The sequence below is a fragment of the Ochrobactrum sp. PL_is501 genome (assembly GCF_055816895.1).
Map to the genome: position 1 here is coordinate 35,125 of NZ_JBVPGR010000035.1, position 12,511 is coordinate 47,635.

Below are 12,511 nucleotides of genomic sequence, written 5' to 3' on the forward strand. Positions count from 1 at the left end.
GGCCTATCCACGTGTTTCTGAGGTTAAATCATTGATCCATCAGCCTATATCGCGCAGTATGAACCGGAATTGATTGGATTTTCGGAGGGGAAGAATGGACGCGGCTTTGACAACGGGCGTGCCGCCAGCCGAAGCTTTCGGGCATGTCCGTATCATTATCGGCATGATCCTGGGCCTGTGCGTTTCTCGCCTTCTGACGGGGTTGGCGCGGTTCATCCAGCATCCCGGCAAGCAGAGGATTTATCCGGTCCATCTGGCATGGGTGGGTTTCATCCTGCTCTCGGTCATCCATTTCTGGTGGTTCGAGTTCGGCTTGCGAACCATTCAGCTCTGGACCTTCGAGAAATATCTCTTTGTGATCTTCTATGCCGGTCTCTATTTCCTGCTCTGCACGCTGCTTTTTCCCGACAGCATGGAGGAATATACCGGCTACCGCGATTACTTCATTTCCCGGCGCAAGTGGTTCTTCGGCATTCTGGCACTGGTCTATGTGGCGGACTTCATCGATACACTGTTGAAAGGCGCCGATCACTACCGGGTCTACGGGATCGAATATCCCATTCAGGTTGCCTGCTTCATCCTGTTCAGCCTGATCGCCGTGTTATGGGGCAACAGGCGCTATCATGCGGTTTTTGCGGCCGTTGCGCTGGTTTACCAGATCACTTTCACCCTGCGCCACTTCGCGACCTTGAGTTAGAGCATTTTGGAGCCAAAAGTGTGAAACGTCTACGCGGGGAAATCAGTTCATTGGACTGATTTCTTATCCCGCTTCGATGCGTTGGATAATGCGATAAAACAAATGGATAGAACGGCTCTGTTTTAACCGGAACCGCTTTACGACCGTCGCTCTGCATTGCGCCGGGTTTCGGCATCCACGATGTCGCGGAACTGGCGCAACAACGGATGGCGGGCGGTCTGCCTGACGCCATAGCCAAGATTGAAAGCATAGTCGAAATCCGGCGGATTGAGCCCGATATTGTGCTGCAGCATGGTTTCAAGCTTGTCGAAGCCCTTGGCGAATATCGCTTCCGGTGAGTTGCCTTCGTTATAGTCCGCCCAAAGCTCCATGATTTCGTTACGCAGATCATCCGGCAGCGGCGCACACAGGGTCAGGAGATCGGCTCTTTCGCGCGCGGCGCGTCCGTCATCGGCAGATTGATGGATGGCAGGTACATCGCCGGAAATCGCCTCGCCCAGATCATGGACAATACACATCTTGATGAGTTTCAGCCGATCGCAATCGCCGAGTTCCCGGTCGAACAGCGATACCAGCAGGCAAAGCCGCCAGCTATGTTCGGCCGTACTTTCCGGTCGGCCCTGGGAGGTGTGACCGGAACGTAATGTGCTTTTCAGCCGTTCTGCATTCTGGATAAATCGGATGATGCCATTCAGCCGGTCTGGATCGATGGCGTATTCCGTTTCGGCGCTCATACTGGCCTCCTGATTTATCTACATGAATCAACACATATAATTGCAATTTTAACGGTTTATTTGCCATAATGAATATTAATCTGGATCAATAGCCACGGTGCAAGCGGGACGGAACGATGGTGGAGAGGGACAGAAAGGCGAGACGTGCGGCTGCCCGCCCGCTGCTGGCCTATGCGCCGGAATTTCTTGAGCCGGTTTCCTCGTCCCGCGTTTTCCAGAACGATGAAGAGCGCGAACACCAAAGGCGCCGCGAGGAACTGCTTCGCCGCAAGCAGGAATTGCTGGATGCCGGGCATGATGGCTCGATTGATCGGAAGGCCGATATGCAAGGCCGCATGTATGCCGTGCGTGAGGCATTGCAGGCCAATCTCGACAGCGCGGCGGCGAGAGCGCAATCTGCGCCGGAAGCTTCCGCGAAGCCTGAAAGCGAGCCGGTGAAATTACCGCGCCGCAGGCGGCGCTGGGGGCTTCTGGCAGGCTTTACGCTCTTGGGCGGAATCATTGCAACGACATATGCCTTTCTCGTGCCGCCCCAATATGCGGCGACGGCTTCCATGCAGGTTTTCCCGCCGGAGCGGCGCAGTGAAATTGCCTCGAATGTTGTTCTGGAACGTGCCGCGCAGATGGCGCGCATAACGCGCGCGGAGGATCTGGGCCGGCCTTCCTTTCAGGAGGAATTGCGCGTTCGTCTGAACAGGTTGCTGCCTGAGGATTTGCAAACGCCAGCGTCAAAACCGTCCGGTGTCGATTTGCTGCGCCAGCGTCTTGATTTCACACAGGCGCTCGACAGCGGCACGGTGAATGTCGAGGCCACGGCAGACAGGCCGGAAACGGCGGCGCTTCTGGCCAATGCGGTTGCGCAGGCGTTTCGCGATCATCTGCAAGGCGGCGCTCCGTTGAACGCGGCTGAAGGCGATCTTCCGGCGCGCCTGCAAAGTCTGGAGGCGGATGCCGAAGCGGCGCGACAGGCGGCAACTGCCTTTCGTGTCAGCCGCGATTTTGGCGGTGACGACAACAAGGCAGCGCTTCAACGCGAGTTCGCCTACAGCAAGGCCGAGACGGAACGGATCGCCGCGGAGGCCAACAGCCTGAATGGAGCCAACGCGGGAAGTCTTGTCCGCGAAGGCGTGCCGGAAAGCATGCGTTCCGGGCCACTCGGCGCGCTGGTGGAGCGTTATCGCGCCGCAGGGCAGGGGGCCGAAACAAAGCAGATTGAGGCGGAGATCGATAAGGAGATTTCCAGCCAGCGCAGCCGCTTGCAGGCCGATCTTAAGAATGCAGTCGAACGCGAACAGAAAGCCGCCGCCGTCATTGCCGGTTTCGGCTCGGCGCCCGCAACGGATGAAGACAAGGCCCGCCTGCAAATGCTTGAGCGCGATGCCGCGACAAAGCAGGCGCTGTTTGAAGATTTGCAGATGCGCGCGGCGCGGGGTGAACCTGCCTCGACCGGCTCGGCGGCGACAGTGCGGATTGTTGCGCCTGCCATTGCTGAACCGAACCCGCGCAGTCTCCCGCCGCAATGGATTATCGCTGTTGGATTTGGGGGCGGCTTCCTGCTTGGCCTCCTTTCCATGGCGCTGGCCGGTCGCGAGCCCCGGTCGTCGTCAAAGACGGAAGCCGAGCCGGAAGACGTTCTTGAAACCTATGGCGAGACCCGTCTTGCCGCCGTGATCCGCGAAGCCAATGCGCGCTGGGAAGCCGAGAATGAAGGCGCCAGCCGACCGCGGGAAAATTCGGCCATCGGTCGCGCCATTGATGAGGTGCGTTCGTCCCGCGCCTCGCGGCTCTGACATCTGAAATTTCATAAAATCCTGCCATAAAATCCTGCATTGTCGCGCATTCGCCGATTGTCATCGGGCGTCATGACGCTTATGGGCATGTGTGCGGAAAATATGTCGTGTATCTCCCAGACAATCACGAAAGAACGGAGCGCTCGCTATGGCCCAATTGATTGATGGCAAGAAGCTCGCCGAGGATGTGGTTTCCACGGTGAAGACCGAAACCGAAAAGCTCGTGGCCGCAACCGGCATTGTGCCCGGCATTGCAGTGGTGATTGTCGGCGAAGACCCGGCAAGCCAGGTCTATGTCGCTTCCAAGAGCCGCAAGGCCAAGGAATGCGGCTTTCACTCCGTTCAGCATGATCTGCCGGAAACGGCATCGGAGCGGGAACTTCTCGACCTGATCGAGGGCCTGAACAACGATCCCGCCATCCACGGCATTCTGGTGCAGTTGCCGCTGCCCAAGCACATTGATGCAGGCCGGGTGATCCAGACCATTTCTCCCGACAAGGATGTCGACGGCTTCCATTTCATCAATGTCGGAAAGCTTGGCACCGGCGAGGTTGAAACGGCTTTCGTTCCCTGCACGCCAGCAGGCGCGATGATCATGATCGAGCGCGTCCATGGCCGCGATCTTTCCGGGCTGAATGCCGTGGTGATCGGGCGTTCCAACATTGTCGGCAAGCCGATGTTCAATCTTCTGCTCGCCGCCAACGCAACAGTGACGGTTGCGCACAGCCGCACGAAGGACCTGCCCGCAATTGCCCGCACGGCTGACATTCTGGTGGCAGCGGTCGGGCGTCCGCAAATGGTCAAGGGCGATTGGGTCAAGCCGGGCGCAACGGTAATCGATGTCGGCATCAATCGCATTCCGGCGCCGGAACGGGGCGAAGGCAAGACGCGGCTGGTTGGCGATGTCGATTTCGCGGAAGCCGAAAAGGTCGCCGGAGCGATAACGCCGGTTCCAGGCGGCGTCGGTCCGATGACCATTGCCATGCTGATGGCAAACACGCTCACCTCGGCTTGCCGCACTGCTGGCGTGAAAAAGCCAGTTTTTTGACACAATTGAGCTGCGCTTTTTGCGCAGTTTCATTCCGTTTTTGATGGTTTAAAGGGCAAAACAGTGTGAATCACTGTTTTGCCTTAATTTTATTCGGGCGTTTTCAGAACACCGAAGCGCCTTCGTCGGCCCGCCCGGCGATCTGGCGGAAGGCGCGGAACAATTCGCGTCCCATGCCATGTTCATTGCCGGAAAGATCGGGTCGGTCCTCGCCGCGATCGTTCAGCAGGGCGATATTGGCCAAAACCTCCAGCGTACCATTGACGGCATCGAGGCGGATAACATCGCCATCGCGGATTTTCCCGATGACACCGCCATCGAGCGCTTCCGGCGTGACATGGATGGCGGAAGGCACCTTGCCAGATGCCCCCGACAGACGGCCGTCAGTGACAAGGGCAACGCGCTGGCCGCGATCCTGCAAGATGCCGAGGACGGTCATCAGCTTGTGCAGTTCCGGCATGCCATTGGCTTTCGGACCCTGATAGCGGACCACGGCGATGAAATCGCCGGTCAGCTCGCCAGCCTTGAACGCGGCCTGCATTTCCGCCTGATCGTTGAACACCTTGGCGGGTGCTTCAATGACCTGACGCTCCGGCTTCACGGCGGAAACCTTGATGATCGCATTGCCGATATTGCCGGTCAGAACCTTGATGCCGCCGGTCGGCTGGAACGGCGTATGAATCTTGGCCAGAACCTTGTCGTCGCCGCTTTTTTCCGGCACCGGCTCGCGCACGACATTGCCGTCGGCGCCAAGCTTCGGTTCGATGGCATAAGGCCGCAAGCCTTCGCCCCATACAGTGCGCACATCCTCATGCAGAATGCCGCCATCGAGAAGCTCGCGGATCAGGAAACCCATGCCGCCAGCGGCATGAAAATGGTTCACATCGGCAAGGCCGTTCGGATAGACACGCGCCAGAAGCGGCACCACATCCGAAATCTCCGAAATATCGTGCCATGTCAGCTTGATACCGGCGGCAGCCGCCATGGCGATCAGATGAATGGTATGGTTGGTCGAGCCGCCGGTCGCATTGAGACCGATGACGCCATTGACGAAGGAGCGCTCGTCCAGCATTTCGCCGACCGGCGTATATTCATTGCCGCAGGCGGTGATGGCCAGCGCGCGCTTGGCGGCCTCGCGGGTCAGGGCATCGCGCAGCGGCGTGCCCGGATTGATGAAGGATGCGCCCGGCAGATGCAGGCCCATGATTTCCATCAGCATCTGGTTGGAATTGGCCGTGCCGTAGAAAGTGCAGGTGCCGGGACCGTGATAGGACTTCGATTCTGATTCCAGCAGTTCGGCGCGCCCGACCTTGCCTTCCGCATAAAGCTGGCGGGTCTTGGCTTTCTCGTCGTTCGGCAGGCCGCTGGTCATCGGCCCGGCAGGTACGAAGACGGCGGGCAGGTGGCCGAAGGTCAAGGCACCGATGATAAGGCCCGGAACAATCTTGTCGCAGACGCCGAGATAGACGGCGGCATCGAACATATCGTGCGACAGGCCGACAGCGGTCGCCATCGCGATGACTTCGCGGGAGAACAGCGACAGTTCCATGCCGGCAAAACCTTGCGTCACGCCATCGCACATGGCGGGCACGCCGCCTGCAACCTGCGCCACGCCGCCCGCTTCGCGCGCCGCTTGCTTGATGAGCTGCGGAAAGGTTTCGAATGGCTGATGCGCCGACAGCATGTCATTATAGGCGGTGATGATGCCGAGATTTGGAATCTCGTCGCCGATCAGCGCTGCCTTGTCATGCGGTCCGCAGGCGGCAAAGCCATGGGCGAGATTGGCGCAGGCCAGAACCGTGCGGTTCGGCTTTTTCAAGGCAGCCTCACGCACGCGGCCAAGATAGGCCTCTCTGGTCGGCTTGGAGCGTTCGCGAATGCGCGCGGTGATTTCCTGTATGCGTTTATGTGCGGACTGCATGGGCATGGGTATCACCTGTGCCAATCTGGCCTGTTGGAAATGCTCTATCTCTTTGTTTTTACGCGCATCTTGTCCGAAATCGTTTCACGTTTTTCGGGATACGATTCAGCTTGTCCAGTAAAGCTGGACGGGGGTGCGGGCATGATGGAAGACAGCCCGTACCGGCATTTCATTCTCGTCGTCGCCGGAAAGCGCCTTTTCCAGCGTTGCCTGCTTGGCAGCGCCTTCGATGTGCAGCACCAGCATGTCGGCTTCCGCGATGAGCGGCAGGGTCAGCGTCAGGCGCTTTTCACCGGCGCTCTCGGCATGGATCGGCAGCACGAGCGCGCGCGTTGCCGGATCGATCGCCTGATCGAGCCGGTCGGCATCGGGAAAGAAGGATGCGGTATGACCGTCATTGCCCATGCCAAGCACCACCACATCAAAAGGCTGGCGCAGCGCATCGATGCGGCTGGCGGCGGCAAGCGCTGCCGTTTCAACCGTCGCCGCCGGATTGTAGAGGCCGACAAACCGGGCCACACCTGCATGGTCGCGCAAAAGATGCTCGCGCACCAGCTTTTCGTTGGAGCGCTCGTTTTCAGCGGGCACGAAACGCTCGTCCACGAGGGTGATCGTGACGAGGTTCCAGTCGATCATCTTGCGGGAAAGCACCTCGAACAGCTTGAGCGGCGTGGTGCCGCCGGAGACGGCGAGCGTTGCCTGTCCCCGTTCAGCGATGGCGGCATTCAGCTTGTTCGCAATGGCTTCGGAGAGCGCTTGCGCCAGTTCTGTTCCGCTGGTGAAATCGTGCCGTTCGATGCTCATTCCATTCCCTTCCAAGACAGAAATCAGAGGCTCTCGTGCCATGTGCGCCCGTCACGCTCGATAAGCGCGATGGAGGACGAGGGACCCCATGTTCCTGCTGTGTAGCCCTGAACGGGCTGGCTGTTCAAATCCCATCCCTGAAGGATCGGATCGACCCAGCGCCATGCGGCTTCCACTTCGTCGCGGCGCATGAACAGGGTCTGGTTGCCGCGAACCACATCCATGATGAGGCGTTCATAGGCATCCGGATTGCGTTCGCTGAAGGATTCGGCAAAGCTCATGTCCAGCGGCACGTGGCGCAGGCGCATGCCCCCCGGACCCGGGTCCTTGATCATCAGCCACTGCTTCACGCCTTCATCCGGCTGGAGGCGGATGACAAGCTGATTGGCTATCACCTTGCCAGCGCTTTCACCGAAGATGGAATGCGGGATCGGCTTGAAGGTGACGACGATTTCCGAAACGCGCGTGGCAAGCCGCTTGCCGGTGCGCAGATAGAACGGCACGCCCGCCCAGCGCCAGTTGGCGATTTCGGCCTTCAGCGCCACGAAGGTTTCGGTATTGCTGGTGTCGCTTTCCAGATCTTCCAGATAGCCGCGCACCGGACCGCCTGCCGAAGCTCCGGCGCGATACTGGCCCCGCACCGTCACGTCCTCGACATTGAGATTGGTGATTGGCTTCAAGGAGCGCAGAACCTTGACCTTTTCGTCATGGACGGCGTCGGCTTCAATCGATGCAGGCGGCTCCATCGCAACGAGGCAGAGAAGCTGGAGAATATGGTTCTGCACCATATCGCGCAGCGCGCCCGCCTTGTCGTAATAGCCTGCGCGCCCTTCCAGGCCGACGGCTTCGGCGACGGTGATCTGCACATGGTCGATATGGGCGGAGTTCCACAGCGGCTCATAAAGCGCATTGGCAAAGCGCAGCGCCATCAGGTTCTGCACGGTTTCCTTGCCCAGATAATGGTCGATGCGGAAAATCTGGTCCTCGCGGAAAACGCTGCCCAGCGTATCGTTGAGCGCCATGGCGGATTCCAGATCGCGGCCAATCGGCTTTTCCACGATGATGCGCGTGTCGCGGGTGATGAGGCCATGCGCTTTCAGGCGCGTGGCGATGTCGCCGAAAAGCGTCGGGCTGACGGCGAGATAGAAGGCGCGAATCTTTTCCGGCTTCTTGCCGATCAGGGTCTTGAGCGTATCCCAGCCTTCTTCGGACTTGGCATCGACCGCCACATAGCTGAGGCGGGCAAGAAAGCTGTCGACTTCCTTCTCGTCGACTTCCTCGGCCTTCACATGCTCATGGATGGCATTGCGTGCGAACTGTCGGTATTCGTCATCCGTCATGGCGCTGCGCGATGCGCCGATGATGCGTGTCGGGTCGGTGAGCTGGCCTGCACGCTGACGCTGATACAGCGCCGGGATGAGCTTGCGCTCGGCAAGATCGCCGGAACCGCCGAACACGATGCAGTCGAAGGGCTCTACCGGAATTGTCTGGCTGGTCATCTATCGCTCTCTCTTCTTGCGCAAATCAGTCTGCCTGTGAGCAGCATGCGATTTTCACGCTGCCCTTGTCTATTATCTAATCGATTTAAATTCAACAGTCGCAATGCCGCATTCCCGCGAAATTGAACGCGCCCTGCGATAATTGACGGATTAACGGCTTGTGCACACATGACATGTTCATCTTAAGGCCATATTGGAACAAACAATCTGGATTCAAGTGATTTGGCCAAGTTGGACGGTATCTTGGTTATGCCAAAGGAGAATGACATGAAGAGGCTGCAAGACAAGGTCGCGATCATCACCGGCGCCGGTTCGGGCTTCGGTTCAGGCATGGCGCGCCGGTTTGCGGCCGAAGGCGCCAAGGTCGTTCTCGCAGATGTGAATGTGAAGCGCGTCGAGGACGAGCTTGCCGATATCGGCAGGAACGGCCTTTCCGTGCAGGCCGATGTTTCGCGCAAGGACGACATGGAGCGCGTGGCGCGCACGGCCTTCGAGGCGTTCGGCCGCATCGACATCATGGTCAACAATGCCGGTTTCACGCATCGCAACATGCCGCTGACGGAAGTGACGGAGGACAGTTTCGATCTGATCGCCGCCGTGAATATGAAGGCGCTTTATTATTCCAGCCAGATCGTTGTGCCGATCATGGAGCATCAGGGCGGCGGCGTCATCATCAATACGGCTTCGGCAACCGCACTGCGTCCGCGCAAGGGGCTTGTCTGGTATAGCGCCTCCAAGGGATGGATCATCAGCGCGACCAAGGCGATGGCGCTGGAACTGGCGGAGAAGAATATCCGCGTCAACTGCATTTGCCCCGCCGAAAGCGACGGCGAGGCATTGAAGCTGTTTCTGGAAGAGGACACGCCGGAAGCCCGCGCAGCGCTGAAACGCACCATTCCGCTCGACCGTTTTTCGACGCCGGAGGATGTGGCGGAAGCCGCGCTCTGGCTGGCCTCCGACGCCGCCTCCATGGTGACGGGGACGGCGCTTAATGTTGATGGCGGTTACTCTATCTAGGGTCAGGACCTGTTAATTTGGTGAAAATGGTGTGAGGCCATCCGTTTGGATACGAGGAGAAAAGGCGAAGGAAATGTGGTTCATTTTCGAGACTTTTCGACGAGATAGCCGGGCGGATGGACCACATCCTCTGGACACCGAAATGACTGGCGATCTGCTGCGTCGAACCGCTCGGCCGGGAGAACCACCCCGTCCTTCGCGGCTCTCCTGGCAGCTCTTGTCATTTCAGGTGCCATTTCCATCAAATTAATAGGTCCTGACCCTAGCCATCCGCTTCGGCCAGGAAGTCATCAAATATGGCTTCCAGCCGCCTGTGCCTCTCAGCGGCCATGCGCCTTCCGGTTTCCGTCCTGAAACCGGAGGCGAGGCCGAACAGCTTGGTGCGGAAATGGTCAAGCGCGAAGCGCTTGTCGTCCAGCGGACGGTTTTCGGCATGGGGGTCGCGCCAGTCGTAAAGCGCGCTGCCCATGCGGCCCGCAATGTAGAAACAGCGTGCCGCGCCAATGACGCCGATGGCATCCAACCGGTCGGCGTCCTGCAATATCTTCGCTTCCACCGTGACAGGTTCGATATTGGCCGAAAAACTGTGCGCCTCGATGGCGTGGGCGGCAAGGCCGGTGCGCGCCTCATCCCAGCCGAGGCTGCGTAGCAGTGCTGATGCCTTTTCCGCCGCCAGTCGCGAAGCGCGGTTTCTGTCAGGCGAGTTTTTCTCCACGCTCACGCAATCGTGCAACAGGGCGGCGGCGCACAGCACTTCTGCATCGCCGCCTTCGTGACGCTGGATTGCGGCTGCATTTTTCCAAACGCGGGCAAGGTGGGAAAGGTCATGCGATCCATCCTCGCCGTGTTCAAGCGCATAGGGCAAAAGCCTTTCCGCAAGCATTTCGAAAGGCGCGAAAATATGGGCTGTCATGCTGGTTCCGCCATGGTGTCGGGGGATTCGGACGATGACGGAAACTACGGGTTCTTGCGCAGGACGGTCCAGTTATAAACTGCGCCGAGCGCCATGATCAGGCATGTGCCGAGGAACACGGAGCGCATGCCGAAGTGGCCGCCGACGAAGCCGCCTGCAACTGGCCCGGCAACCTGTCCGATATATTGGGCCGAGACGGAAAGCCCAAGCACGCCGCCCGCTACGCGGTCGGGGACGTTGTGCCTTATGACGCTGCTGATGCAGGGCAGAAGCCCGCCCAGCGCCAGCCCCATCAGAAAGCGCAGGCCGATCAGTTGCCAGGCTTCCGTCACGAAAGCCTGCGGGATCAAAAGCAGCGCGGAAACCGCAAGCGCCCCGATGATGACGCGCGTATGGCCGATGCGGTCGGCAAGGCGGCCCAATCGCGAGGATGACAGGATGCTGCCGAGCGCTGCCGCAGCCATCACCACGCCGGAAATCAGCGTCACTTTCGTCTGGTCGTCCATCAACTGGATTACGTAGACGGTGATGATCGGCTCTATCGACATATTGGCGAAAAGCAGCAGCATGCCCGTCACCAGCATGGCGATGACCGGTTTCCTGTCAGGGATCGCTGCCCAGATGGATTCCGCCTTCTGTTCCTGCGTCGGCTTTGGCGGCTTGCGCTCTTCGCGAATGAGGAAAGTCGTGGCCAGAAAGGTGAGAAAGATCACGCCGCCCGCCAGCCAGAAGGTTGCGCGGATGCCGATCAGCGGCGGCAAGGCGCCGCCGAGCAGCGGGCCTGCCAGATTGCCCGCCATGATACCCGCCGAAAGTGCGCCCAGCGCCCAGCCGGTCTTGTCCTTCGGCGTCTGCGTGGCGACGAGGATCATCGATCCGGACGAGTAGCCGCCCGCAATGCCGACGAAGAGCCGCAGCGCCACCAGTTGCCACACGCTCGTCACCATGCCGATCAGCGACATGGCGATGGCCATGCCGAGGCTGGCGCGGATCAGCATCAGCTTGCGCCCGTAACGATCACCGAGCTTGCCCCACAGCGGCGCGACGAAGGCTGCTGCCAGAAAGGTCGCGCCATAGGCGATGCCGGACCACTGCACGATGGCCGCGTGGTCGGCGACACCAAGCTGCTCCACATAAAGCGGCAGGAAAGGCAGAAGCAGCGACATGGCAATGAGCGTCGTGAACGATCCGATGAGGCAGATCAAAAGGTTCTGCTTCCAGTAGCGTTCGTGGCTTTCCTGGACCGTTTCATTGCTTTGCTGGGTCGTTTCATTTCCGGCGGCGGCTTGGGCGGTACTCATGTCATGTCTCGCGGTTGCAATGTATGCCGTTTTGGGATACCAAATTGGTATGCATGAGTGCGCCTGTTGACGCCGCTTGTCAATCGGGGTGCAGATTTAAAACGGAGAATGGTCGCCAATGTCACAGATGAGGCAGGTTGAAACGCAGCTTCGCGACATGATCCTCGGGCTGGAACTGGGACCGGGCGAGCGTTTGACCGAGCGCTGGATCGAGGCGCAGTTTGCCGCCTCGCGCACGCCGATCCGGGCCGCGCTCCTGCGGCTGGAGGCGGAAGGGCTGATCTGCCGCGAAGGGCGCGGCTGGACGGTTTCGCCCATCAATCTTGGTGAAATCGAGCAGATTGGCGTCTACCGCGAGGCGCTGGAAATCGCCGCTTTGAAGCTCACCTGCGCGTTGGAAGACCGCAGCGGCGTGGAGCCTATTGCAGCCATGCTGGACAGTTGCGATGCCGACACCTCACGCGAGGAATGGCATCGTATCGGCATGGATTTTCATATCGAACTGGCGCGGCTTTCCGGCAATGAGTTTCTCAGCCGTGGCGTGCGCGACGCCATGCAGCGCCTCTCACGGGCGCGCTGGCTGGAGGTGCGCGACGAGGCGGCGCTTGCCCGCGCATGGGCGGAACACCGCGCCATTCTCGAGGCGGTGCGCGAAGGGGACGCCGACAAGGCGACGCGTCTGATGAGCGCTCATCTGGACGGTAGCCGCAGCCGTCTCGTCAGCAATCTGCACGAGGACCGGCGCGGCCTCAAGGCGCGGGGCTTTGCCGTCATCAGCGGCTGACAC

Annotated in this window: 11 protein-coding genes; 5 read left to right on the plus strand and 6 right to left on the minus strand. The window is 59.7% G+C overall.

Going from position 1 to position 12,511, the window contains the following annotated elements; all coding sequences use genetic code 11:
* Positions 1-94 precede the first annotated feature (94 nt).
* A complete protein-coding gene (locus tag AC0TOF_RS11415; RefSeq protein ID WP_122002017.1) occupies positions 95-697 on the plus strand; it encodes a hypothetical protein in 603 nt (200 codons plus the stop codon).
* A 137-nt stretch (positions 698-834) separates the two neighbouring features.
* Here AC0TOF_RS11415 and AC0TOF_RS11420 read toward each other — a convergent pair whose 3' ends face one another.
* Complete coding sequence (locus AC0TOF_RS11420) at positions 835-1,431, minus strand: HD domain-containing protein (RefSeq protein ID WP_473768323.1); 597 nt, start codon at positions 1,429-1,431, stop codon at positions 835-837.
* 116 nt (positions 1,432-1,547) lie between these two features.
* Between AC0TOF_RS11420 and AC0TOF_RS11425 the strand changes: the two genes are divergently transcribed.
* Both AC0TOF_RS11425 and folD read left to right on the plus strand, forming a co-directional pair.
* On the plus strand, positions 1,548-3,221 hold the full coding sequence (locus tag AC0TOF_RS11425; protein ID WP_473768324.1) for a Wzz/FepE/Etk N-terminal domain-containing protein: 1,674 nt from the start codon (positions 1,548-1,550) through the stop codon (positions 3,219-3,221).
* A gap of 148 nt (positions 3,222-3,369) precedes the next feature.
* A complete protein-coding gene (gene folD / locus AC0TOF_RS11430; protein WP_122002014.1) occupies positions 3,370-4,269 on the plus strand; it encodes a bifunctional methylenetetrahydrofolate dehydrogenase/methenyltetrahydrofolate cyclohydrolase FolD in 900 nt (299 codons plus the stop codon).
* A 103-nt stretch (positions 4,270-4,372) separates the two neighbouring features.
* Here folD and edd read toward each other — a convergent pair whose 3' ends face one another.
* The 3 genes from edd to zwf all read right to left on the minus strand — a co-directional run bounded on the left by edd (position 4,373) and on the right by zwf (position 8,493).
* The gene (gene edd, locus AC0TOF_RS11435) at positions 4,373-6,196 is read right to left on the minus strand and encodes a phosphogluconate dehydratase (RefSeq protein WP_473768325.1); all 1,824 of its coding nucleotides are present in this window, start codon (positions 6,194-6,196) and stop codon (positions 4,373-4,375) included.
* Positions 6,197-6,295: 99 nt separating this feature from the next.
* Positions 6,296-6,994 (minus strand): 6-phosphogluconolactonase, encoded by a 699-nt coding sequence (pgl, locus tag AC0TOF_RS11440; protein ID WP_122002012.1) that lies wholly within the window; start codon positions 6,992-6,994, stop codon positions 6,296-6,298.
* Positions 6,995-7,017: 23 nt separating this feature from the next.
* Entirely contained in the window at positions 7,018-8,493 is a 1,476-nt protein-coding gene (gene zwf / locus AC0TOF_RS11445) for a glucose-6-phosphate dehydrogenase (protein ID WP_122002011.1), read from the minus strand.
* A 267-nt stretch (positions 8,494-8,760) separates the two neighbouring features.
* Here zwf and AC0TOF_RS11450 point away from each other — a divergent pair, with 267 nt between their 5' ends.
* Positions 8,761-9,510 carry an SDR family oxidoreductase gene (locus tag AC0TOF_RS11450; protein ID WP_473768326.1) on the plus strand — a complete coding sequence of 250 codons (750 nt, stop codon included), beginning with the start codon at positions 8,761-8,763 and terminating at the stop codon, positions 9,508-9,510.
* A 262-nt stretch (positions 9,511-9,772) separates the two neighbouring features.
* On the opposite strand, the gene AC0TOF_RS11455 is transcribed toward AC0TOF_RS11450, so the two are convergent.
* Positions 9,773-10,423, minus strand: a complete 651-nt coding sequence (locus AC0TOF_RS11455; protein WP_473768327.1) for an HD domain-containing protein — start codon at positions 10,421-10,423, stop codon at positions 9,773-9,775.
* Between the two features lie 44 nt (positions 10,424-10,467).
* Positions 10,468-11,724 (minus strand): multidrug efflux MFS transporter, encoded by a 1,257-nt coding sequence (locus tag AC0TOF_RS11460; protein WP_473768328.1) that lies wholly within the window; start codon positions 11,722-11,724, stop codon positions 10,468-10,470.
* A gap of 118 nt (positions 11,725-11,842) precedes the next feature.
* Here AC0TOF_RS11460 and AC0TOF_RS11465 point away from each other — a divergent pair, with 118 nt between their 5' ends.
* Positions 11,843-12,508, plus strand: coding sequence for a GntR family transcriptional regulator (locus tag AC0TOF_RS11465; RefSeq protein ID WP_473768329.1), 666 nt, complete (start codon positions 11,843-11,845; stop codon positions 12,506-12,508).
* The last annotated feature ends 3 nt before the right edge of the window (positions 12,509-12,511 follow it).